Source organism: Leucobacter chromiireducens subsp. chromiireducens, from assembly GCF_016758255.1.
Lineage (GTDB): Bacteria > Actinomycetota > Actinomycetes > Actinomycetales > Microbacteriaceae > Leucobacter > Leucobacter chromiireducens.
In genome coordinates, this window is sequence record NZ_QYAD01000003.1 from 370,987 (window position 1) to 394,260 (window position 23,274).

Sequence of the window (23,274 nt, forward strand, 5' to 3'; positions counted from 1 at the left end):
GTTTGATGGCCTCCCAGCGACCGACTACTTGCGCGTACCTCTGGGAGAAGCACAAGGCATTTACCATGACCTTCTTCTTCTGACTCTTTGTACTGGAGAGGTCGAACTAGTGCTTGCGATGACTTGCGCTGAAACGGAAGACCCAGTCCTCAAAGAGATCGCCGACAATGGCCGGGGGACGGTCTTTCTTTCCACCGGCCCTTCAGGCGACTCTTTCGAGAGAGTCACAACGGGATGGGGGGTTGCCCCCGGAGACGCCAGGGCTCCGCGCCCCGTACGGATGGTGACTTTCACGGCGGTCCTGCCAGGCGATTTAGCGGATGTGACGCTGCACGCACCCACTTTGCATGAACCGCTTATTGTTGACCTGGCGGGCGTCAAGAGCGAGTCAGTAGAAGTCGTGGAAGACAACTGGAGCTTTGCCTACACCGTCATAAGAGACGCTATCTATGCCCGGATCAGGCATTTTACCCAGACTCAGAATTGGCCGAATCATTTCCGCGTCGACCTACAAGGCGAGTTCGGAGGCGCACATTACGATTTTGAGGACGGCCACGTAACTGGACGACTTGTCTCCTGGGTTCCGCTCACGACTTTCCTCAGCTATACGATCGAGGACGCCCCTGAGGAGACGCCGTAAGTCCGAATACAGGCCGTCGCGTACCGCTGCCTCTCGCGGCGAAACCTAGCTAAGGGGTCAGCTTGCCCCTCCAGCACTACCTCCACAGAAAGCAGTGGAGCGAGCAAGCCCCCGAGCCATATGTTTGCCTGATGGGAGTCAAGTTCGGAGATTCCTGAATCAACTAGGGTCTGATGCACATTGAGGCGACAGATTAGTCAGGCAGCAAATCGGGTTGTGGGCACAGTCGCGTTGGATGGATCCCCGAATCTAGGCTCCGCACACATGGGTGACCAATTATCGGACTATCGCCCCCCAGCCCCCAGCTATCGCTATCGCTCTGGCCTGAACGCTGACGCCGTGACGGCTTGCGCCCGATGGCTTCACGCGCGGGAGCATTTCCTATCGCGCCGGGCCCTGCGCTCATCGTCGTGTGGAGGTTGGCGCCCCTCCCGTTTGTCTTCGCATTCATCGAGATCGGGCAACCGGACGTTCAGAGTTGATGCCACCAGACGCGGCGGGGCCCCACCGAGGTGTTTCCCAGCCAGTAATACAGGTCGCCGAGGCTGGCGCGAGCGTACGGCACTACCAGAACAACCTCACCGGGCGCCGTGGCGGCCTGCCGCGCGGCGAGAGTCCCGACCGCCGTAGATTCAATGTTGACGACCTGATTCCTCGTGCCCCCGGCGAAGCCGGTGACACGGATGCGCGTGGTCTGGGCGGACTCGATCTCGACCTCCATGTCGAGGCCCCAACCGACGGCGAAGGTGCCGAGCACCACCTCGGCGTCGACACGATCGCCATCCGCTATCGTGTACGCCTGCCGGCCAGTCACCGTGACTTGCCCCATGAGCGGAACCGCACTCGTGGCCCACCGGCCCTGCAGATCCGCAGCTACCGTGCGGGTGGCGGTCTCTCCGTGCTCGTTAATGAAGGTGAGATCGATCGTCGCTTGCGACGCGCCAAGACCGACCAACCGAGGGAACACTCCCGGCTCAACGCCGTCGATGGGCATGCCACTCAGTGGCGCATACACAATCGAAGTCGGCGCGGGGACCGGGTCGACCGCGCCACCAGTCTCCGCCCCGTTCTTCTCCGAGGCCCCGTCACCGTCATTCGCCAGGTTCTCCTCGTCGGTGGCCCCATCGTCGCTGCTCTGCCCGACGGCGTCCGGTGCACGACCGCCTTCACCGTTCGCACCGTCGTGCTGACCGCTCGGCTCGTCGCGCCCCGCGTCGCGCTCGCTCGGCGCGGCTTGGGGGCGCTTCGGCCCTTCGGCCTGGACCTCAACGGCAGCTGGCGATGAGCCCGGGAAGGCCGCGACGGTGAACGAGATTGAAACCGCGAGCGCACCCACCGCGAGCGCAGCGAGCGGCATGCCCACGATCTTCGGTACTGAGCCCCCCACGAGCGTCGCCATGGGGTCCCCCGGGGCGAGCGGAGCGAGCGCGGGCGGAGCTGAAGGCGCCACAAACGGAGGCAGCGAAGACGCCGCCGACACGGAGCTCCACTGGGTTGACGCAAGGTATCCGGTGGCACCAGCGCCGCCGAGCAGCGCGGGGAGGAGCACCATCGCCAAGCGAGAGTGCAGGTGCTCCGACTGCTCCGCCAGAATCGCGCATCGCGCGCACGTCTCGAAGTGACCGGTCACGCGCCGGCGGGTGTGGACCGTCGCTTTCCCTCGCACGAGTTGGGGCAGCTTGTCGACTACCCACTGGCACTCGGGCGGCAGCCCGGCCACCGGTTCGAGGTTAGCTGCGATCCACGCCTGTTTGAAGCCTTCCTTCGCGCGTTTGAGGAGCGCAGAGGTGGCGTTTTCCGTCATCCCGAGATAGGTCGAGAACTCCTGCACGGGCAGATCTTCGACTTCCCGGTACCAGAGCACCTCCTGCCACCTAGTCGGCAGCGACGTAAACACCTGCTGCGTGAAGGCGCTCCCGAGAACCTGGGCCTCGGTTCCGGGAAGCTCGGCGCTCGCGGCCTCGAATGCGCTGTCATCGACGCCAGTGATCTCGGTGCTCTTCCGATCCCTAGCTATGTTCGTTGCGACGTTCCGCGCCGTCATGATCGCGTAGGCCCGAAACGCGGTATCCGGGCCCCGTCCGGCCTGGATCTGCTGCAGGATTCGCAGGAACGCCTCCTGAGCGACATCCTCAGGATCGAATCCTGTGAAGTAGCGAGCGGCCGTGACAACGGCGGGAGCGTGCCGCTTCCAGAGTTCGGCGTAGGCCTCGTTCACGCCGCTCCGAGTGAGCTCGACCAGGGCGATATCGGAGGCCTGAGCAGGATCGATGTTCTTCAACGGTGGAGCCCTTTCACTTCGCGTCCATCTGCTTCGGTTGGGTGCGCCGCCCGACAGATGCATGGCCGAGCAGAGCGCGAGATGCCAGAAAACTTCGTATTCACCGCGTCAGATTCCTGGGGCAAGAGGTGTCTCAAGAGGTGCAGGAGAACAGATGCCTTCCCCCGGCGCTGTGCTCCTGCGTGGAGCGGATCTTCCCTCGCCATTCGAACTCCGAGTTCGTGTCGAGGGCCGCCCGACGACTGCCCGCCGAGATGTCCCCCCATCACTCTCGGCGGGCAGTCCTCGAACTCGACCACCAGCCCGAGCGCGGGGCCGCACACGTCCGGTCGGACGCAGCCCAGAGAAACACCCAAGCGCCGGTCGGCCCTCCCCCGCACGGGGAAAGACCGACCGGCTGCGAGCCTCCCGGCCCCCGTTATGCGCGCTCCATCATCAAACGACGGCGCTGGAGCAGCAGACCGAGGACGACGAGCGTGCCGAGGCCCGCGGCGCCGAGGAAGATCGACGACGCTCCCAGTCCGCCGGTGAGCGGCAGCACGGGAACCTCGGACTGGGTGTTCACGATCCCACCGAGGGCGAGGTTCGAGTTCAGGACGACCTCGATCGGTACGTCGAGCAACTGGTACCCGGGCGGGGCGACCGTCTCCGTCAAGGAGTACCGCCCAGGGGCGAGTTGCTCGAGACGGAACTTCCCAGCGCGCGGGTCCGTGTCCGCGCCCGTGCACTCGGCCTCGGTCTCCGCCGCGCAATCCTCGACGGTGACCGCCGCGGAAGGGACGAGCTGCCCGGCTGCATCGTAGGGTGTGAGGACCCACGTCGATCCGCTGAGCAGGTTCGCCGGCTCAGCTCCGTCGATCTTGCTCCAGGAGAGCGTGGCCACCACGGGGTGCTCGGTGCAGTGCGGGTCCTCCGGCTCGCACTCGGCCGGCGGCTCCTCCCCGGTCTTCACGATGAAATTCCCGAGTCGGCCGTCGCTCGTCTCCAGCAGCTCTTCCTTGACCTTCACGCGATAGGTCACGGTCTTGACTTCCCCAGCGGGGAGCGTCCCGGTGACCCGAATACGCTGGGTGCCCGAATCGTAGCTCGCGTCGAGAGGCGACTGTGCGGCAGGCGAACCGATCAGATCCGCGTCGTCGAGCACGCCGTTGAGCACGTCGTCATACTCGACGGGGGCGGCCTGGCCGCCAGAGTTCGTGAACGTGAGGGTGTAGCTCACCTCTTGGCCCGGCGACACCATTGCTCCCGACGCGGGGTCCGAAGACTTCACCGCGTCGATCACGCCCGGCGACTTCGGCTGGTTATAGATCTTGCACTCGATCCGCTCGTTCTCGTTCGCCGCCACTCCGAAAGCCGGCCGTGCGGCGTCGCCCGAATTAGTGACGGCGACTTGCGCCCCGCTGTTCCGGTTCACGCACACCGCGTTCTGCCCGCCGACAGGCACATGGGCGTAGCCGTCCTGCTGCACCTCATGGATCTGCACACCGACGCTCCGTACGCCAGGGGTGAAGCTCAAGCCGAAGTCGACCTTGCCGTCGCCGCCGGCAACCGTGGTCTGTGCCGCCGGGGTGAGACGCGCCGCGTCAGTCGCGGTTTCAGCCCCGAATTCCCAGCCTGCCGGCGCAGGCACGGCATCGGAGACGGTGCCGCCCTCAGGAATGATGAGCTTCTGCACGCCTATGCTGCCGGTACAACGCTTCTTGGCGAGCTCGACCAGCACCTGTGTGGCCTCGTCGAAGCTGCCTGCTCGAAAATAATCAGTGTTCTTCGCCGAGCCGGACACTGCCCGCAGGTTGGCCTCGCTCGCGGCGGTGAGCGCGGGACCGACACCGAGGCTGAGCACGCGGGTGCCCTCCTGCTTGAGCTGGTTCGCAGAGAACACTCCGGCATCGACGTCCTGGATAGAGTTGTACGCGCTTGACCCCGATCCCGGGTTGTCCCGCAGAACGGTCGGGTTGCCGTCCGTCAGCAGGATCGCGAGATCGTAATGCGGCTGTGCGTTCGCCACCGCTGCGAAACCCGCGTCCCAGTTGGTGCCGCCACCCGGCACCCAGGACGCGAACTGCGCGGTGAACGCGGCGGCCTGCGCCGAAGTGGTGACCGGCATGAGCGTCGGATGGTTGCTCGCACCGTTCCCGGGCGACAGGTCCGAGAAAGAGAACGCCGCCATACGTGCGTTTGTCCCTTGGAAAGCGGCAACGAAAGACGACATCGTATCTTTGAGCCCGGTCATGCCCGTCGCTCCCAACGATCCCGAGGTGTCGGCGATCAGCGCGATATCGATCGGGCATCCACCGATCATCGGTGGGTTCTCCCGCGACTGGTTCCACACACCCGTAGTGCGCCCGACGTTTGCGGCGTACCAGTCCTCCGTGTTCGCGTCGACCCTGTTCCTCATGAAGTATCGGTCCGGGTCAGCCGCGGTGGTGTTCCAGGGCATGGCTGTCGTCGAGGAGTAAGTCTCCCCCGCCCGCAGCCGAGTATCGGTGCGGAAGCGATACTGCCACGTCAGTTCGGGAGAGGCGCCGAACGTCCCGATCCGCACGTTCGGGTTCATGTACCAGCCGCCCGGCGCTGCCTCCTGAACGACCCAGAACCGGGTGTCCTGGGGCACGCCCGAGCTCGAGATCGCTCCGCTCCGGATCGGTACCTCGAAGCTGCAGTCACCGTCGGCGTCGGAGGTGCAGGTGGTCCAGCTCCAGGCCGCGTTATACCGCGCACCCGCAGAGCCTTGCTGGGGAATCGTCCCGGCACCGCTTGCGCCGCCTCCGCCTGTGCCGGTCCCAGCGCCGTGAAGGGCGAGTCTGACCCCGGCGAGGGGCGCTACCGAACCGTCGGCCTTCCGATCACCACCGACCTTGACGGTGATCACCGCGGTCCTCGCGGTGGGCTGCGGAATGGCGAGCGGCGACACCTGCGGCACTTCCGCCGGCTCATCGACCGCTTCGTCCGGCAGCCCGTTCCCTGTTTCGTGCGACGGTTCGCCCGCCTCCTCCGCTGAGAGGCGCTCTGCGGTATCGCTCGACGCGTCCTCGCTAATCTGCCACTCGGCATCGAGCACCGACCCGTTTGTCGTGGTGCTCGTCTCGTCGCCGGGTACAGATTCGTCGCCGACGGCAAGCGCGGGCGCCATCGACCCGCCCAGCAGCGTTAGCGCGATTCCGAATGCAACACCCGCGCTGATCCGCTGCCGCCGCGCGGCCCCACGGTGACCCGCGCCTCGCCGTTTCGTCTTCATGTTCGATGCTTCCTTACTCACACGCTCAACCTCAACCGACATCTCTGTTGCCCCGCCCCAACGGGCGGAGGGCTGTGCTGGAGAGCACCTCATGACGCCCTCCAGCACAGCTCCCGAATTGACTAGACGTCAGCCGACTGGCGACGGCGGTTCATCAGGACAAGACCTGCCGCAACAACGACGGCTGCCGCACCGACAGCGATGAGCGTCACCTGACCGGCCGCACCGGTGAGCGGGAGCTCAGGGACGTCCTGCTGCGTGTTCAGGATCTCGACGTTGTCCGACACAGTGGTCTGCCCAATCTTCACCACGACTGCGGTGAACGGGTCTGCGGGGAGGACGTAACCGGCGGGAGCAGCGATCTCCTTCAGCACGTAGCAGCGCTGCTGGGCGTCGATGACGGGGTTCACGTTGTCGCTCACGAAGAGACCGGGAATGGCGATGACGCCACCGTTCTGCGAGGCGAAGCTCGTCTCGCCGTTGACAATCACGGCGTCGCCGGTCGCCTCGGCCGTCGAGCAGTCAGCCGCGTAGGGATCGACGGCGTTGTAGACCTCGAAGACGGCGCCGTTGAGGCGTCCCTCGGTGCCCGTAGTGCCGGCCGCACGCTTCTGCACGGCGAGGGAGCCCCAGTGCGTCTCGACCTCGTTCGAGGGGATCGGCGGGTTCGTGCTCGGATCAAAGCCCGGGTTGTTCACCCAGAGCTGCGCATCGTTCGTGATCGTGCCGTTGCCAAGCGAGGTGACGGTGCCAGCGAAGACGACCTGGATCTTCGTCCCGGCCTGCGCGTTCGGCCCCTCGTTCAGCCACGCAACACCAGCCGCGGTGAAATTCATGGTGATCTGCTGGCCCGAGATCGTGATCTCGTAGTACGAGACGTCGAGCGCCGCACCATCCGCGGTTACCGCGATGTCTGCGGCCGCGGCGGGCGCGAGACGCGCATCGAGGGTGTCTCGGATCGCGAAGCCGGTCCACGCGTCGCCGACCGTCGGGATCGGCGCGGTCACCGGGAACTTTACGACGGAGCCGAGACCGGTCTCCTGCTGCTGCTCGATCGACTTCTCGATCGTCGCCTCACCATTCTTCGGGTAGGCATGTACGTCGTAGACCCAGCCCGTCTCATGCGGCATCGGGATCGTAACGATGAACGGCGAAGCAGCATCGATGATGTTCGACGGAGCCGACGTCTCGCAGACCTGGTACGCCCCGATCGGGAGCGCTACGTTCGCCGCACCGGTGTTATCGGTGGTCGGCAGCACGATCGGCGCGCCGAGCGAGTATCCGGAGGGTGCGGTGCAGGCGTCACCGGGAGTAAGGGCGGCAAGCGTGTCCCAGCTTCCGGCACGGGTGAGATCGATGGCCCCGCCGTCCTTGAGGAGCGGGTACGCGGTGAAGACCACGCCTTGCACCGGATCGGTGAAGTCACCGTTCGCGGGAGCCTGGCTAATGTCGCCCGCACCCGGGGTCTTCTGGTGCAGGTACTTGTGGACCGTGAGCGAGCCGTCCCGATCGAAATCGATGTCTCCGTAGCTCTGGGGAGCCGCGAATGCGGCCGAGCCAGCTCCCATCAAGGCCGTGATCCCCACGGCCGCAGTACCGAGCAGTGCGGCGATTCGCCGCTTCGTGTTGCGTTCAGTCACCCGAACGTCTCCTTCCCTCAGACAGAACCCTCGTTCAGGCTCTGATGCCAAAACGCCGGCCTGCACACCTCCGGCGTCCGTTCACTCAGACACCTCCGCAGCGCAACATCTGACGCCCGTTACCTATCCGTTACATTTGTCTCCCGTGCACCCGCAGGCCCCTGACCGTGCCGAGACGCGCGGCGCCCGTCCACACGGCCCTGCCACACGAGATAGGCTCCGACCACGAGCACACCGCCGCCACCGATCACGACCCACCACGGGAACCCCGGGATCTGCGGCGCCTGCCTCGCACGGCCGAGGTCGGCGGGGGGCGTCGGCGTCGTCCGCTCACCAGTCACCACGATTCGGTGCGAGTTCACGCCGAGGGGCGTGCAAGTGATGAGCGTCACAAGGTCCTTGCCTGGTCGCGCTCGCAGTGAACTCGTCTCTTTGGGATCGATCACCTCGATCTCCGTGACACGGTAGCTCAGCACCTCCCCCATAACCTCAACCACAAAGGTGTCGCCCTGCCGCACCCGATCCAGGTTGGAGAACATGGTCGAATTCGCAAGGCCTCGGTGTGCGGTGATCACCGAGCGCGTTCCCACCCCTCCCACGGGCAGGTGCGAGCCTTCGAGGTGCCCCGCACCCCTGAGCAGGGTCTTGTCAGAGGTCCCGTGATAGACGGGAAGGTCCACGCCAATACCTGGGACCTGGATCCTCGCCATCAGTCCGTCGTCATTCGCGACGAGCAGATCCTCATAGCGGAGGTCGGTGCCTGACGCGTTGCCCGTTCCAACGGGAACGTTCCCTCCGGCCTCCAGACGTACTCCAGCAGCAAGGGCCTCGTTATACATGCGCGCGGCCACGAGCTGTTCTTCGCGGCCGGGCACGATCGCGTCGAGCGCCCGATCCGCACTTCGGATCACCTGGGACTGGTTATAGGAGGACACCCACGCAGCAGTCATCGGATACAGCCCCGCGACCATTCCACCGATAGCAAGCACCACGATGCTCCAAGTCAGCCCGCTCGGCCTCCAGCCCGACGGCCGACCGGATCCGTCCGCCTGCGCACGCTTCCCCATAGCTCCCCATTCCGCATCGCACTGCACACCTTCATGCATTCAGACACGGTCCGCCGCAGCAATCTGACGCGACCCGAAAGAACCTTTCGCAGCCCAGGGGCAACCACTTTGTCACCGAACTCCGGCCGAAAAGTCGCCTGTGTCCGTCTCCCCACACCACCGACGTCCGCCATCAAAACCACGCGGTCAGAACTTCAGACGCATCGCCAGCCGATGTCGACCTCCAAATTAGACGCTAGCGCGAGCCTCGGCGAGGGGAGGTACTTTCGGTCCGAATGTGCGCAAACTGACGGAATATCTGCGCATAATGAACGGCGCACACTGTTCCACCGAAAGAGACCCACGAGCACAAACGATCTCCGCAGGCAACAGACCCATCCGCCATTCGCACCACGCTGATAATCCCCTCAGCGAAGCGCAAATGGCCGCGCTTGACGACGCGCTCGTGGACTCGCGCCCCTGTCCGCACGATTGAGGTACTTTGTTGGAGCAGCCGCTCTCGGCGAGTGCCTGTTCCTCGACTTGGTCGACGATGAGCTCGGCATCTTCGATCAGTCATTTCTCTGGGCGAACGACCGATCCTGGTTCGTGAGCTCAATGCCCGACCTCGCGTTCGCCGTGATTGGCTGCGGTGACGACCTCGCCGATCGCCTCCTCAGCGGCGCAGCCTTGGGCGCGCTCGAGGCCAGGCAGGAGAGCTGAGAGACTCAGCCCTCGGACGAGGCGGCGCGCTTCGCGAAGAGCGCGTCGATCGAGAGGCGGCCCGGGCCTGTCAGCGCGAGAGCGATCGCAGCAGCGCCGAGTACGGCCACAAACTCGAACCCACCGTTGTCCACCCAGAGCCCGGCCGACGCATGCACCATCACGAGGGCACCCACCATGTCGAGCGCGAGCAGCACGGCGACCACCCGCGTCAGAGCTCCGGCCGCCAACAGGACACCGCCGACGAGTTCGATCACCGCGATCGCGGGCGCGACAACCGCCGCGGCGGGGAGGCCCATCCCGGAGAACGCCTCCGTTGTGCCCGCGAGCGTGAACTCGAACACTTTCTGGAAACCGTGAGCGGCAAACACCCCGCCAGCAACGATGCGAAGTACGAGGAGCCCCCAGGCCGACCGGGTGATGGACAGTGCAGCAGTAGTCATGTTCCCACTTTCGTTTAGTTGATGCGACAACCTTTGCACTCGAGCCTAGAGACTCCGCGAACGCGCTTCCGGAGACTTCGCGGATTCTCAGCCATCCCCAGGGTTTTCCGCAGTTCAGCGCGTATCGTGCGGGCCATGAGCTCCGCAACGACGCGTCATCGAGTCCTCATAATCGGCATGTGGACCCTCCTCAGCGCCGCGTTCATCGGCTGGGTGGTGTCGCTCGCGCTCGAAGCGCCGTGGGTCCCATGGTTCACAGTCGCGCTGTGGGGCACGATCGGGATCGGGCTTGTGGTGCGTACGGTGAGAGGCGCCACTCGCACGCAGGAACCGCTCGATGCCTTTCGCGAGGTGAACCAGACCCTGCTTGGTCAGACACACACTCCGCTGCTCGACGATCCCAATCAGAAGAGCGCGGAGATCGGCTCCCCGTTCCCGGAGTCGGACCGCGACTAGGAGAGCGGCCAGCGACGCAGCACAACCGCGTCCTTGCCGCCGCGCTTCGCCGCGTACATCGCCGCGTCGGCGCCCGCAAGCAGCTCGGCCGCCGACGGCAGACCAGCCGCCTCACCGTCGCCCCGGAGCACCGGATTCCAGTGGATCACGCCGACGCTAGTCGACAGCGGCCAGCCCGCAGCAGCGCCCTCGAGCGGCACGCGGATCGCTTCGCGAACGCGCCCGGCAAGTTCAGTTGCGTCCGACTCGGACAGCCCCGTCGCCACGACCACGAACTCGTCGCCACCCAGCCGGCCAACGGTGTCCGTGCGACGCGAGTTCGCGCGCAACCGCTCCGCCACCGTCTTCAAAACCTCATCGCCGGCACCGTGCCCCGCGCCGTCGTTGATGGCTTTGAAGCCGTCGAGGTCAAGAAACAGCACCGCGCAGCTCTCACCCGAGTGCACGGCGCCGATCAGCGCGCGCTCAAGCTGCTCACTGAGCAGCACTCGGTTCGGCAGGCCGGTGAGCCCATCGTGCAACGCGCGGTGACGCAGTTGGTCCTGGAGCTGGAGATGCTCGAGCACGCGCTCCGCTTGCGCGGCAATGGAGCGTAGCGTCTCAAGTTCGTAGGCGTCGAGCGCGCGAGGACGACGAAACCAGCACCGGATCTCGCCAAACACCGGCCGCTCGTCGGACACCTCGCGCACGATCGGGGTGAGGACAATCGCCTCGACTCCGTCGCCCGCAAGCCGTTCCGCTGCCTCAGGATCGCACGCCACGAGCTCATCCGGGTCATGACATACGAGCTGCGCGGCGTGCTCCGGAAGAGACCTCCGCTCCACCTCGGTGGGCGGCGCCGAGCCCCAGCTCCGCAGGCCCGATCCCGATCCGCTGTCCTCATAGTCCAGCAGCGTCACCCGGGTCCACGCTGCGTTCGTGGCCCGCGCGGCAGCCGCAACGAGCGCCGCACCGAGATCATCGAGCCCGGCCGCGACGGCAAGCGCACTCGTCGCACCGTGGAGCACGGTGAGTCGTTCATGGGCGAGTTCCGCCTCGTGGCGGGCGGTGACGAGCTCGCGCTCGAACGCGATCCGGGCACTCGCGTCGAACGCGGCGATGTGCACCACGCGGGTACCCGATGGCGAGCTGCGCAGATCCGCGTTGCACAGGGTGGGGCGGGCAGTGCCATCGCTTGCGCGAAGCTCAAGCACGATCTCTCGCGCGCGGCCGGTTTCAAACAATTGCGGGAGCACGCGCGTCTCATACAGCAGCCGGGCCGCGGGCGTGAGCCACTCAACGAGGTTGCGGCCGACTAGGCGCCCGGTGTCCCCCGTGCCATCGATCCACCGCTGCAGCGCGTGATTATGGGCGAGCACTTCCCCATTCATGTCGACGGCGAGCAGCGCCACCGGGCTCTCCCACAGGAGATCCTGATCGAGCGTCACAGTGCCGCCCGAATGCGTCCCATCACCATTTCGGGCTCCGTCAGGTGCACGAAGTGGCCCGCTGACTCGAGCTGCACGAGCTCGCTCTGCGGGATGCGATCACGCAGGTACTCGCCGATGTGGGGCGGACAAATGATGTCGCCGGCCGACTGCAGGATGACGCTCGGGGTCGGAACCTCGTGCAGCCGGTTCCGCACATCGCTGAAGAACACCACGCGCGCAAAGTGCTTCGCCACGCGCTGCGGTGTCGCGGCGAAGAGCTCGCGCACCTGTTCGGTGACCTCGGGACGGTCTTCCCGTGCGGTGACCGCGGGGGCGAGCGCGGCGGCCCAACTCGGTTGGTTCGCGTCAATCGCGTCGATGAGTCCGAGCACGTCCTCTCGCGAGAATCCGCCCACGTAGTCGCCGTCGTTCACGTAGCGCGGCGATGGCGACACCATGATGAGCTGGGCGAAGAGGTCGGGGCGCTCGATCGACGCCAGCGCTCCGATCATCCCGCTTGCGGAGTGCGCGACGAGGATCGCGTCGCGTGCCCCCACCGCGTCAAGCACCTCAATGAGGTCGGCCGCGTAGCCGTCGTAGGAGTCGTAGCGCTGCTCGTCGTAGGCGCTGAGGTCGGAAGCACCGGATCCGACGTAGTCGAACAAGACGACCCGGTAGTCGGCGGTGAAGTGCGCAGCGATGCCCGCCCAGGTGGATTGGTTCGTGCCGTAGCCGTGGGCAAACACCATGACCGGCGCCCGCTCGGGCCCCTGCACCGTGACCGCGTTCCGCCTGATCACTTCTTCGGCAGACGCGTCAACGCGCTCCGATACATCCATGGTCGCCTCCCCTTGCGTGCCCACTTCTCTTCTCGAGAGTATGTCACGACAGGGAAGGTACCCCCTCTTTCTCCTGAGAGATCTGGCGCTCGTTCTCCCTGACCTCCACCTGGCGTGAAGCCCGCCTACCACGATTCGAGCTCGGCCACCGGTCCCTCACCCAGCCCGCCACTGACTCCCACGTGCGATCTCTGATGAAGATCATGTCTCCAAGGATCATCATGAGCGAGAACCAAGGGAGCGCGAGGAGGATCCCGATCGACGCATGCATACCAGTCACGAGCACGAGCCCGAGGATGCGGGTCCACCGGTTCAAGAGGAGCAGGGGGAACAAGAGTTGGCCGTACACGCTGAGCCACGACGCGATGAACACAGCGGGGGTGAACTGCCACGCCAGGTGGTTCAACCAGGGGAAAAGTGTGAGTTCTTCAAGCTGCAGCGGATAGTAGGCAGCCACGCCGGATACCCACGTGGTTCCCTGCAGCTTCCAGAGCGCGCTCGTCACGTAGATGATGCACAACTGGTACGCAATCAGGATAAGCGCGAGATTGTTCGCCAGCACTGGCACCCAGCGTGGAAGGCGCCAGCGCCCCCAACCAAGTTGCGGGTCGGGGGTGCCTCGACGTGCACGGCGCCGCGCGTCAAGCGACCACCGGTACGACGTATCAGCGAGGAGCAGGAAGAGGAGGAAGATACGGAAGGTTTGGTAGTGCCCGGTATTGAGAATGACAGGATTCGTCGAGGCAAAACCGAGCCACAGCACCACAAAGAGCGGCGACACAACACGCATCCGCCAGCCGAGCGCATACGCAACGGCCACTGCCCCAAGAATCAAGATCTTGATGAGCAGAACAGCGTCGGAATCGTCGCGCGCAAACAGCTGCGGAATCGGCCAGACGTAGTCATTCACTGAAGAGTTCCTGAAAAGGGCCTCGCCCCAGCGCGAGCCCGCCCCGAACGAATATGAGAAGTTCGGCAGATACATCGCGAGGATCACTACCGTCATCGAGCCAAACCCGATTCGCATAAGCGCAAGACCGTAAGTAGCGTGACGAGCTTCCGTGAGCCACTGGAGCAACTTGCCCCACGTCCGCGTCAGGAGGTTTTCGTCCGGGCTACCATTCCGCACAGCCTTGCGGCTCAGCTCAGCGCTCATCGTGTGGCCTCCATCTGAGGTTCAGCCTGCTCAGCCCATGCCCGGAAGGTTCGCGCGAACGCGTCTCGATCCTGAGCAGGCCATTCCATCGGGGGTACCCACCCAAGATCGGTGTAGCGAGATGGTGGACGCTCAGCGTTCGGGTCTTTTCGGTCAGCCCAGCGCACCACGGGGTCATACACCGCACGCACCTGCACCCCCCGGATTGTGCCGGAATCCCCCCACAGCGCATACGCAACCTGCGTCGCGTATGAAGTCACGTAGTTGTCAGCACGGATGAACTCGTCCACCGCGGCTTGATTGGAGCCATCAGCCGCAACCATGGCATCGCGGAGCCCATAGAGCGCATCGCCATCGAGATGGTTCTCCGCAGCAACACTCTTGTGGTCCTCGCTCAGTTTCGAGAACGCCCCCATCAACCGTTCAGCGCCGACGATCGATAGCTGCTTGCGAAGTGTTTTGCGGTACGTTGCCGCAAGCTCGATGTGAGTTGCGTTGATCCATTCAGTTGCCTCTTTTGCGCCACTCTCGTCTTCGATCCAAGCGCGCACCCACAGTTGTCGATCAGTGTCGGCCGGGTCCGGAGCAAAGATCTTGTAGTCCTGAACGAGATAGGGCTTGGCGTAGCGGTCGGCCGCTGCGCCCGGAAGCACGTTGTACTTGATGTCTGAGTTCGGCGTGTTCACAACCGCGGTGAAAAACATGTGAACGATGAGAAGTACGAGCGCTACTGCGGCAGTGATTTGCACCGCACGGGACGCTCGAAACCTGCCTGCCTGTGCGGTCGCATCGCTCGCACTGGGATCTAACCGGTGATCTGCCATTGATCGCTCCCCATTTAGCTTTCACTCGCTTGTGCTCAGCATAGAGATCGGTGGCCTCCGCGGCTACTACTTGCGGAGACCACCGATTCTCACTACCCGTTGACTACTCGGAGCGGCGAACGACACCCGCGCGGCGGCGGCTAGCGATCAGCAGCCCGGCTCCCGCCGCAAGGCTGAGGATCGTCAGCAGAACCAGCGGCGCCGTCTCTGCGCCGGTGACGGCTAGTCCGCCACCCGCCTTACCGCCGACGGGGACCTTGCCGGGCGGCGTGACCGCTCCGGTCACCGTCACCGAAGCTTCAGCAGTTCGGCCGCTCTCCTGGCCGACCGCGGAGAAGCTCGCAGGGCCCGCGGACCAGTTCGCCGGAACCTTCCAAGTAGTGGTGAACGCGCCATTGGCATCTGCAGTAACGGTTGTTGTTCCGCCCGTGGGCAACGTGATCACTACCTTTTCCCCGGCAAGGAAGCCAGAGCCGGTCAGTGTCACTGTGTCACCCGGTGCGACCGAGCCAGGCGTCGCAGTAAGGGACGCGGTCTTCCCCCCAGGCGGGTTCCCTCCGGGATCCGTGCCGGGATCAACCCCTGGATCAGAGCCCGGGTCAGTACCGGGATCAGCACCAGGATCGGTACCCGGGTCAGTACCGGGATCCGTGTCCGGGTCTACCCCAGTATCCGTACCCGGATCAGTACCGGGTTCCGCACCGGGATCGGTGACCGGGTCCGTTCCAGGATCAGTGCCGGGATCAACCTTCGGCTCGGTGCCGGGATCCGTTCCCGGATCGCTACCAGGGTCCGCACCGGGCTCGGTACCGGGCTCGGTGCCCGGGTCAGTACCAGGATCAGTTCCTGTGTCCGTGCTCGGATCCGTTCCAGGATCGGTGCCTGGGTCCGTACCGGGGTCCGTACCTGGGTCAGTACCGGGATCAGTGCCCGGATCAGCACCAGGGTCCGTTCCAGGATCGGCCCCCGGGTCGGTACCGGGATCGGTGCCTGGGTCCGTTCCAGGATCGGTCCCCGGGTCGGTACCGGGATCGGTGCTCGGGTCCGTTCCAGGATCCGTGCCCGGATCGGTGCCGGGGTCCGTACCCGGATCAGTACCGGGGTCGGCGCCAGGATCAGTACCCGGATCAGCACCAGGGTCCGTACCCGGATCAGCACCGGGATCGGTACCGGGGTCCGTTCCAGGGTCAGCGCCCGGGTCAGTACCGGGATCAGTGCCCGGATCAGCACCAGGGTCCGTTCCAGGATCGGTCCCCGGGTCGGTACCGGGATCGGTGCCTGGGTCCGTACCGGGATCCGTGCCCGGGTCAACACCGGTATCTGTGCTCGGGTCCGTTCCAGGATCCGTGACCGGATCAGTCCCAGGGTCGGTACCGGGATCCGTTCCCGGATCGGTCCCAGGGTCGGTACCGGGATCGGTGCCTGGGTCCGTACCGGGATCTACCGCTGGGTCGGTGCCCGGGTCCGTACCGGGATCAGTCCCAGGGTCCGTACCAGGATCCGTGCCCGGGTCAACACCGGTATCTGTGCTCGGGTCCGTTCCAGGATCCGTGCCCGGATCAGTCCCAGGGTCAGCACCCGGATCCGTCCCCGGGTCAGCACCAGGGTCCGTTCCAGGATCGGTACCGGGATCCGTTCCCGAATCAGTGCCGGGGTCGGCGCCAGGATCAGTACTCGGATCAGCACCAGGGTCCGTACCCGGGTCAGCACCGGGATCGGTACCGGGGTCAACACCGGTATCTGTGCTCGGGTCCGTTCCAGGATCCGTGCCCGGATCAGTCCCAGGGTCAGCACCCGGGTCAGCACCCGGGTCAGCACCCGGGTCAGCACCAGGGTCCGTACCGGGATCTACCGCTGGGTCGGTGCCCGGATCAGCACCGGGATCGGTACCAGGGTCAGCACCAGGATCGGTCCCCGGGTCCGTACCCGGATCAGCACCCGGATCCGTGCCGGGGTCCGTACCCGGATCGGTACCGGGGTCGGTGCCAGGATCGGTGCCTGGGTCCGTGCCAGGGTCAACACCGGTATCTGTGCTCGGGTCCGTTCCAGGATCCGTGCCCGGATCAGTACCAGGGTCAGCACCAGGGTCCGTTCCAGGATCAGTACCGGGGTCTACACCGGTGTCCGTGCTCGGATCAGTACCAGGGTCCGTACCCGGATCAGCACCAGGGTCCGTTCCAGGCTCAGTGCCCGGATCAGTACCGGGGTCCGTTCCAGGGTCAGCACCAGGATCAGTGCCTGGGTCCGCACCCGGATCCGTGCCCGGATCAGTACCAGGGTCCGTACCCGGATCAGTACCGGGGTCCGTTCCAGGGTCGGTGCCCGGGTCCGTACCGGGATCGGTGCCCGGGTCCGTGCCGGGATCCGTGCCAGGGTCTACCGCGGGATCGGTGCCCGGCTCCGTGCCGGGGTCATCCGCGAGCGCCTTCACCGACGCAGACCCGAGCTGAAGTGCCACGGCACCATTTGTCGCGACATTCGGGAGCAGACTCACATTGAGCGCTCGAACGGTGAAACTCCCCGTTCCGAGGTCGCCCGGTGAAACCTGCTGGTTGATGGTAATGCTCGCGAGGCCGCGGAGCACTGGCCCGACACCATTGGTGAGAAGTCCGCTCACGATCGGTGAGAGCCAGTTGAAGAGGGTGGGCTGCAGGTTGCCAAGCAAAGTATCGACCGTGCCCTTGAGTGCGACACCGATCGGAGCGACCGCGCCGTTCAAAAGGTTGATGACAGGCTGCAACACCGTTCCGACTGGGATGCCCGCAACGTTGATATTGCTGGTGTCGATCACCGGGGCAGGCTTGCCGGGGATACCGATAAAGCCGCCGATCGACCCCGCAATCGTCACGGGAGCCTTCACAAGTCGCACCGTGCCGAGCCCGAGGTTGACCCCAACATCAGCTTCGATACTTACGTTGACGGCGACGTCATAGATACCCGACGAGATGATGCTCACCGTCTTCGAAAGCAACGAGTTCGGGCCCGCGCCCGTGAGCGCGTCTGTCACACCGTCGAGGATCGCGTTCACCGTGGCGCCGTCAAGCACCTCGGTGTTTGCCGGAAGCGTACTCAAACTGGCCGCACCCGTTCGGTCAACGACGAGGCTTCCCAGGTTCACGCTGATCGTGCCCGTGCTGAGGTCAACGAGCACACTACCGTCGGTGTTTGAGAGGGGTTCCGCGAGGAGAGTCGTTCGCACCGTGTCCAGCAGTGGCTGGGTGTCAATTGATGCCGAGTTGAGCTGAGCATCAACAAGTGGCAGCGCGCCGATGCCCTGCACGAGTGTGGAGAGCACCGTTTCGATGCCACCCCCGGCGCCCAGAAGACCCTGGAGCGGCTGCAAGATCGTTCCCAGCTGCGTGTTGAGCTGCGTCACCAGCCCCCCGACGAGAGGGCTGTGCAGATCAACGTTCAGATCGCTCAGCATGTACTCGCTGGTGGTGGCACCCGCCGTGCTGTTCGCGCGCGAGCCCAGTGCCCCAATCTCGACAGCAGCCTCATCGACCAACGTGTTCACGAGGCTCGGATCAATGATTTGCGTCAGCAAAGAGTTGGCGTCGAGCCGAGCAGTTCCATACTGACCGCTGCTCGCCGCGTCGATGTTGAGTGAGCCATCAGAATTGATGAGGCCAGATGACGCGACGCTCGTGGTGACGTTCGGCGATGAACTGTAGCTTGAAATGGCGCCGAGATTGCCCAACCGAAGAAGACCGGGGTCAGTGTCGCTTGGCTTGATCACGGGCAAGCTCACGGTTCCCACCTGCAAGCTCGCGAGCCCACCAAGAACCGAGAGGTTCAACGGGTCGGCGGCCGGCGACGGATTACCCGGATACTCGGACTGCGTCGTGGCTGCGCCCACAACGTCCAAGCCGAGCCCCTCTGCCCACAGCCAATGGCCGTGCGCTGCCGAATCCGCCGAAACTGTTGGCGTATTTGCATATGCTGCCGGAGCCGCAATGAGCCCCGATGCCGCGACCACGACAGCTGCGGTGCCGAGGGCAAGACCTCGAAACCGGCTCCCTGGCGGGATCGCCTTGTGTTGTTGTTGTCTCAAGATCCCTCACCTTTGCTCAGATTGCAGGAAAAGCTGCCGGAATGCCCCCACCGTGATTGGCATCAGTGCAGCCTGTTCGGAGCCTATGACTCGAAGGTGGCCCCCGCCTATCGATCTCCGACCCCACGAGAGGTCAAAGCACATGACCTGAGATGTTTACGTCAACTACTGAGATATAGGAACGAAATACCTGCTCAGAGGCAATAAATCTTGCAAGCAAAAAGAATCCCACTTCCCACCAGAAGCTTGTTGACAGTAGGATTCCGAGCAGTACAGTCGGCTCAGTGGGGCGGCCCGCGCGCGGGCTGTTGAAGGGTTGAACAGCGTATGGGGACAGAGACGCTCAGCACGCGCACGTCAGTGCTCACAGAGGCCATTGGGTTGCTCGAAAGCAACGCCAATGTGCTCCTCGCGGGCCCCAATGGCTCGGGCAAAAGCCACATGCTCGAGCAGGCAGCGCTCCGCTTGCACGAACGCGGTCGCTCTGTCGTCAGATTCGACTGCGCCGACCAACAATCACGACTGGCGCTGCTCCAGTGGCCCAGGCAGGGCGTACCCGCACACACTGTTCTTGCTCTCGACAACCTGGAGCAGGCCGATGCGAGCCTGCTCCACGCCCTCCTCGACCATGACGCAGCCGGGCACCGAGCGATCGGCACTCTGGAAACCGGCAACCAACACATCCCTTACCTCCGCGCGATGGAGGAGGTCATCCAATCTCGCGAGTCGGCTGCCGAAGTGTTCGCGGCGGTGCAGCAACTCACACTTCGCTCGCTCCCCGACGAAGATGTCGCCTGGCTCTTGCACGAGCTGAGCCCCATAATGTTGAGCTCGGCTACGGTACGCACAATCACAACGCTCGCCGCCGGGCGGCCAGCGTGGGCCCGCGATCTCCTTGTTCTAGCCCAACAAGATGCGCTGATCCATCTCCCCCGCCCCGCCATCACAGAGCGCCTTCCCCGGGAACTCAACCTCCCGGCACTTCGTGCAATCACTCGTTCGCTCGGCCCAGTGAGCGAGGAACTCGCGACTGCCGCGGTGATATCCGCCGAGATTGGCCCGACCGACGACGCGCTCCTCGAGGACCTCCTCGGGGCTCGTGTGGTTCGCGAGCTCAATGACAGTGGTGCGCTCACACGGGAACCGGGCAGCGAGAAGTTCTCGGTACCCCCGTTCGTTGCAGCGGCGATGCAGTCGGCAGCCTCTCCCGAAGCGGTTGCGGAGGCGCGTCGAGTCCTCGCACGATCATTGATCGCCCAAGATTCGCTCGGGCTCCCTCTCTCGAGCGCGGATACGCTGCGTTGCGCGCGGAGCATGGTGGTCTCATCGGATCACTCGTCCGCTGGGGAGAGCCGGTCAACTCAGGTGCAGATTCTCCACCGCGCCATCGCCCACAGCGTGGCAGTCGGTCAGGAGTCACAAGCGCGAGGCATGCTCCTTCGAGCCAGCTCGATCGATGCACCACTCTCCCCTGCCCAGCATGCTCAGGTTGTCGGTGCGCTCGTCGGAGCTCAAGCAGCGCTCAGCGTGCTCGATGCGGCAGAGGAACAACACGCTGTCGCACATGAGCGGATGTCAGGAGATGGACTCACCGCGTATCTCCGCGCCCACTTCACTACTCAAACCAGAGGAACGGCACCACGGGAGACACCGGCTGAGTATGTCACGGCGCTGTGGCACAGCACCGAGCCCATCGATGAGTCGCTCAGCCGCCTGCGCCATCTGGCGGACACCGCCTCACCAGAAATCGCCGAGCTCTCACTTGCTCTGATCGAGCTTGATGCGGTCTGGGCCGGCCGGCTCCCGCGGGGTACCTGGCTTGCGCAGGGAACTCCTATTCCCGCGCTTCCGAAACAGTCGCGGGGACCCGATGACGTAGTTTCGGGGACGCTGCTCCTTGCCCGAGGGCTCACCGCTTTGCTGGCTGGAGAGCTCGCCCTACGAGCGAATGAGCTTCGCACGGCATGTGTTGCGAGCGCCACCCCCGAAGCACACCTGCATTGGCTCCGCCACCTCACCGCGGCAGGAGAGGCGCTCGCATGCGGCCAGGGCGAACGCGCAGCGTTGGAGTGGCGGCTGCTTGAACAGGCCATTCCCCGCTTCACGGCAAGTCGCCTCCGCCACTATGTGCACGCGCTTGGCTCCGCCATCGTCGCGACAGGAAGCAGCGCGCACCCCTCGCTGAGGGCAGCGCAAAACCCGGTGACGCCCGAGCACTTCACTCGCTACCTCACCGGGGATCACACTGCGCTTCGCCATTCCGAGCCCCAGGTCGCCGTTGGCGCGGAAGCGCTTCCGGTGCTGCGCTTCGCCCGGGCCCATCTTGCGGCTGCCGCTGCACAAAACCCTGTCGAGCTCGTGCGCGCCTCACGGAGACTCGAACGGCTTCACCTCTGGGCTCCCGCGGCATTCGCGGCGTCTACTGCGCGCGCAATCTACCTCAGCCGCCGCACCGTCAGCGGTGTTCGCGAGTGCGACGCGCGACTCGAGGCACTTGATGCGCACCTTGCTCGGACGCTGCCCTGGTACCGCTCCGGCAGCCTCCCAACGGTGCGATTCGCACGTCTCACCCGCCGCGAGCACGAGGTTGCCCGGCTAGCCGCTCGAGGCCTCACCAATGCTGCGGTGGCCGCACGCCTGGGCTGCAGCACCCGGACCGTGGAGTCGCACCTCGCCCAAGCGAAAGCAAAGCTTGGAGCTGCCTCACGACAAGAACTCGCGGCCCGAATGGGACTCGAGGAAGCCCCAACCAGGATCTAGATCGCGAGGGCGAGATCGTCGAGCTCCGTGACGGTGCCGCCTGCAGCAAGCGCCTCCTCGTACGCCGCCAGCCGCTTCGCATCAATCTCGGAGTTCGTGGTGCCTCGCTTCCAGTACCCGAACACTGCGACGTCGTCTTTCGCAAGGCCGGCATCCGTGCGGAAGAACGAGCGGATCTGCCGCATCTCGTCGCGCTCGCCGGCTCCCCACACGACCACGCGCGCAGGATCCGATACCTCTCCAAGCTGCGTTGCAAAGCCCGCACCGGGCGCGATGCGGGTGAGCGTGAGTCCGGGCAGCTGCGGCAGCTCAGCGAAGGCCACCTCGTCATCGGTGGCGATCCAACCGCGACCCGAGGTCGCCGGATCCGCCTGCTGCAGGATCGCGTAGAGCGCGGGGATCGAGGTCGCATCGGCAAAGAGCACAACGTCGCGGTCCGCACGCTCCGGGATGGAGAAGTGGGGGCGCGGGCCACCAAACTCGACCGTGTCGCCGATGCTGAGGCTGTCGAGCCACTGCATCATCGGGCTCGCTGCGCCGTGGCGCACCACGTCCACCTCGACGGTGCTCGTCGCGGGGTCTGCGGCACGCACCGTGTACACGCGCGACGTCGCCCCGAAGCGCTCATCCAAGTAGAACCTGATCGCGACGTTCGGGCGCAGCCAAAGCGGCTCCTCGTTCAGCCCGGGAACCTCGAGCACCACGCGCGCAAGCTGCGGCGTGACGGTCTCGATGCCCCGCACAGTGGCGGTATCGAGCTGCAGGCCGCGGTTGTGATCCGCGGACTGGATCGCGGCGGAACGGTGGAGGGGGGTGGTCGACTCGGTCATGCTGACTCCTTTGGTGCCGCTGGCGCGGCGTGAGTGGGGTGAGTGTTGGGCTGGGGTGCACCCGATTGGCTCCGGCGCGCAGCGCGCCGATCCCGGGGAACAATCAGTGGGCTGCCCGTTTCGGGGTCGGGGATCACCCGCGCATCGAGATCGAAGACGCTGCGCAAGAGCTCAGCGGTAATCACCCGATCCGGCGTGCCCTCTGCAACGATCGCGCCATCGCGCATCGCGACAATGTGGGTGGCGTAGCGGGCGGCGAGGTTGAGGTCGTGCAACACCGCAACCAGCGTGCGCCCCGCCTCGTGCAAGCGCGAACATAGGTCGAGCACATCGATCTGGTGGGCGATATCGAGGTACGTGGTCGGCTCGTCGAGCAACAGGATCGGCGTCTCCTGAGCGAGCGCCATCGCGATCCAGGCGCGCTGCCGTTGCCCGCCGCTGAGCTCCTCGACGAGGCGATCAGCGTGTTCGGCCATGCCCACCTCGGCGAGCGCCGCGCCCACCGCCGCCTCGTCGCCCGCACCCCACTGCCGCAGCAGACTCTGGTGCGGGTTGCGGCCCCGGGCAACGAGGTCAGCCACGGTGATCGCCGCTGGGGTGGCGGGCGACTGCGCGAGTGTGCCAATACTGCGCGCAATCGTCTTGGTCCGTATGCCAGCGAGATTCTGCCCATCGAGAGTGACGGCCCCCGCCGCGGGTCGAATCATGCGCGCGAGCGTGCGGAGCAGGGTCGATTTGCCGCAGCCGTTCGGTCCGATAATCACGGTGAAGCCGCCGCTGGGGACAGTGAGATCGAGGCCCGACACGATCTCGCGTGCGCCGTAGCGCACGTGGAGCGCGCGAGCAGCGAGCTCAGCGGGCGTGATCGCCTGATTGGGATCCGCGAGCGCGGGCGTTTCGGCGACGACCGGGGCGGGCGAAAGTGATGAGGTCAT

The 23,274-nt window shown here is 65.2% G+C and carries 16 protein-coding genes; 4 read left to right on the top strand and 12 right to left on the bottom strand.

Going from position 1 to position 23,274, the window contains the following annotated elements; all coding sequences use genetic code 11:
* Positions 1 to 283: 283 nt before the first annotated feature.
* Complete coding sequence (locus tag D3226_RS10425; protein WP_202382465.1) at positions 284 to 640, top strand: hypothetical protein; 357 nt, start codon at positions 284 to 286, stop codon at positions 638 to 640.
* A 472-nt stretch (positions 641 to 1,112) separates the two neighbouring features.
* Here the strand turns inward: D3226_RS10425 and D3226_RS10430 are convergent, their stop codons facing one another.
* The 4 genes from D3226_RS10430 to D3226_RS10445 form a co-directional block, all read right to left on the bottom strand.
* On the bottom strand, positions 1,113 to 2,921 hold the full coding sequence (locus tag D3226_RS10430) for a sigma-70 family RNA polymerase sigma factor (RefSeq protein ID WP_202382466.1): 1,809 nt from the start codon (positions 2,919 to 2,921) through the stop codon (positions 1,113 to 1,115).
* Between the two features lie 418 nt (positions 2,922 to 3,339).
* On the bottom strand, positions 3,340 to 6,159 hold the full coding sequence (locus D3226_RS10435) for a DUF7927 domain-containing protein (RefSeq protein ID WP_202382467.1): 2,820 nt from the start codon (positions 6,157 to 6,159) through the stop codon (positions 3,340 to 3,342).
* Positions 6,160 to 6,281: 122 nt separating this feature from the next.
* Entirely contained in the window at positions 6,282 to 7,799 is a 1,518-nt protein-coding gene (locus D3226_RS10440) for a SpaH/EbpB family LPXTG-anchored major pilin (RefSeq protein ID WP_202382468.1), read from the bottom strand.
* 119 nt (positions 7,800 to 7,918) lie between these two features.
* Complete coding sequence (locus D3226_RS10445) at positions 7,919 to 8,791, bottom strand: class C sortase (protein ID WP_202382469.1); 873 nt, start codon at positions 8,789 to 8,791, stop codon at positions 7,919 to 7,921.
* A gap of 546 nt (positions 8,792 to 9,337) precedes the next feature.
* Here D3226_RS10445 and D3226_RS10450 point away from each other — a divergent pair.
* The gene (locus tag D3226_RS10450; protein ID WP_202382470.1) at positions 9,338 to 9,568 is read left to right on the top strand and encodes a hypothetical protein; all 231 of its coding nucleotides are present in this window, start codon (positions 9,338 to 9,340) and stop codon (positions 9,566 to 9,568) included.
* Between the two features lie 5 nt (positions 9,569 to 9,573).
* On the opposite strand, the gene D3226_RS10455 is transcribed toward D3226_RS10450, so the two are convergent.
* On the bottom strand, positions 9,574 to 10,011 hold the full coding sequence (locus D3226_RS10455) for a DoxX family protein (protein ID WP_202382471.1): 438 nt from the start codon (positions 10,009 to 10,011) through the stop codon (positions 9,574 to 9,576).
* Positions 10,012 to 10,146: 135 nt separating this feature from the next.
* Between D3226_RS10455 and D3226_RS10460 the strand changes: the two genes are divergently transcribed.
* Positions 10,147 to 10,467 carry a hypothetical protein gene (locus D3226_RS10460; protein ID WP_202382472.1) on the top strand — a complete coding sequence of 107 codons (321 nt, stop codon included), beginning with the start codon at positions 10,147 to 10,149 and terminating at the stop codon, positions 10,465 to 10,467.
* Here the strand turns inward: D3226_RS10460 and D3226_RS10465 are convergent.
* The 5 genes from D3226_RS10465 to D3226_RS10485 all read right to left on the bottom strand — a co-directional run bounded on the left by D3226_RS10465 (position 10,464) and on the right by D3226_RS10485 (position 18,749).
* On the bottom strand, positions 10,464 to 11,894 hold the full coding sequence (locus tag D3226_RS10465) for a diguanylate cyclase domain-containing protein (RefSeq protein ID WP_202382473.1): 1,431 nt from the start codon (positions 11,892 to 11,894) through the stop codon (positions 10,464 to 10,466). The genes D3226_RS10460 and D3226_RS10465 overlap by 4 nt on opposite strands.
* Complete coding sequence (locus D3226_RS10470; RefSeq protein WP_202382474.1) at positions 11,891 to 12,715, bottom strand: alpha/beta fold hydrolase; 825 nt, start codon at positions 12,713 to 12,715, stop codon at positions 11,891 to 11,893. The genes D3226_RS10465 and D3226_RS10470 overlap by 4 nt, the downstream gene beginning before the upstream one ends.
* A gap of 43 nt (positions 12,716 to 12,758) precedes the next feature.
* A complete protein-coding gene (locus D3226_RS10475; protein WP_202382475.1) occupies positions 12,759 to 13,871 on the bottom strand; it encodes an HTTM domain-containing protein in 1,113 nt (370 codons plus the stop codon).
* The gene (locus tag D3226_RS10480; RefSeq protein ID WP_202382476.1) at positions 13,868 to 14,575 is read right to left on the bottom strand and encodes a DUF5819 family protein; all 708 of its coding nucleotides are present in this window, start codon (positions 14,573 to 14,575) and stop codon (positions 13,868 to 13,870) included. The genes D3226_RS10475 and D3226_RS10480 overlap by 4 nt, the downstream gene beginning before the upstream one ends.
* 223 nt (positions 14,576 to 14,798) lie before the next feature.
* Positions 14,799 to 18,749 carry a choice-of-anchor G family protein gene (locus D3226_RS10485; RefSeq protein WP_202382477.1) on the bottom strand — a complete coding sequence of 1,317 codons (3,951 nt, stop codon included), beginning with the start codon at positions 18,747 to 18,749 and terminating at the stop codon, positions 14,799 to 14,801.
* Between the two features lie 327 nt (positions 18,750 to 19,076).
* Here D3226_RS10485 and D3226_RS10490 point away from each other — a divergent pair, with 327 nt between their 5' ends.
* Positions 19,077 to 21,509, top strand: coding sequence for a helix-turn-helix transcriptional regulator (locus D3226_RS10490; RefSeq protein WP_202382478.1), 2,433 nt, complete (start codon positions 19,077 to 19,079; stop codon positions 21,507 to 21,509).
* Here the strand turns inward: D3226_RS10490 and D3226_RS10495 are convergent.
* Together D3226_RS10495 and D3226_RS10500 are read right to left on the bottom strand one after the other, a co-directional pair.
* Positions 21,506 to 22,339, bottom strand: coding sequence for a siderophore-interacting protein (locus D3226_RS10495; RefSeq protein ID WP_202382479.1), 834 nt, complete (start codon positions 22,337 to 22,339; stop codon positions 21,506 to 21,508). The genes D3226_RS10490 and D3226_RS10495 overlap by 4 nt on opposite strands.
* Positions 22,336 to 23,274, bottom strand: a complete 939-nt coding sequence (locus D3226_RS10500; protein ID WP_202382480.1) for an ABC transporter ATP-binding protein — start codon at positions 23,272 to 23,274, stop codon at positions 22,336 to 22,338. The genes D3226_RS10495 and D3226_RS10500 overlap by 4 nt, the downstream gene beginning before the upstream one ends.

Coding starts and splice junctions, on each gene's coding strand:
- D3226_RS10435 (WP_202382467.1), bottom strand. CDS start 6,159: ATGAAGACGAAACGGCGAGGCGCGGGTCACCGTGGGGCCGCGCGGCGG.
- D3226_RS10455 (WP_202382471.1), bottom strand. CDS start 10,011: ATGACTACTGCTGCACTGTCCATCACCCGGTCGGCCTGGGGGCTCCTC.
- D3226_RS10460 (WP_202382472.1), top strand. CDS start 10,147: ATGAGCTCCGCAACGACGCGTCATCGAGTCCTCATAATCGGCATGTGG.
- D3226_RS10470 (WP_202382474.1), bottom strand. CDS start 12,715: ATGGATGTATCGGAGCGCGTTGACGCGTCTGCCGAAGAAGTGATCAGG.
- D3226_RS10475 (WP_202382475.1), bottom strand. CDS start 13,871: ATGAGCGCTGAGCTGAGCCGCAAGGCTGTGCGGAATGGTAGCCCGGAC.
- D3226_RS10480 (WP_202382476.1), bottom strand. CDS start 14,575: ATGTTTTTCACCGCGGTTGTGAACACGCCGAACTCAGACATCAAGTAC.
- D3226_RS10490 (WP_202382478.1), top strand. CDS start 19,077: ATGGGGACAGAGACGCTCAGCACGCGCACGTCAGTGCTCACAGAGGCC.
- D3226_RS10495 (WP_202382479.1), bottom strand. CDS start 22,339: ATGACCGAGTCGACCACCCCCCTCCACCGTTCCGCCGCGATCCAGTCC.
- D3226_RS10500 (WP_202382480.1), bottom strand. CDS start 23,274: ATGACCTCATCACTTTCGCCCGCCCCGGTCGTCGCCGAAACGCCCGCG.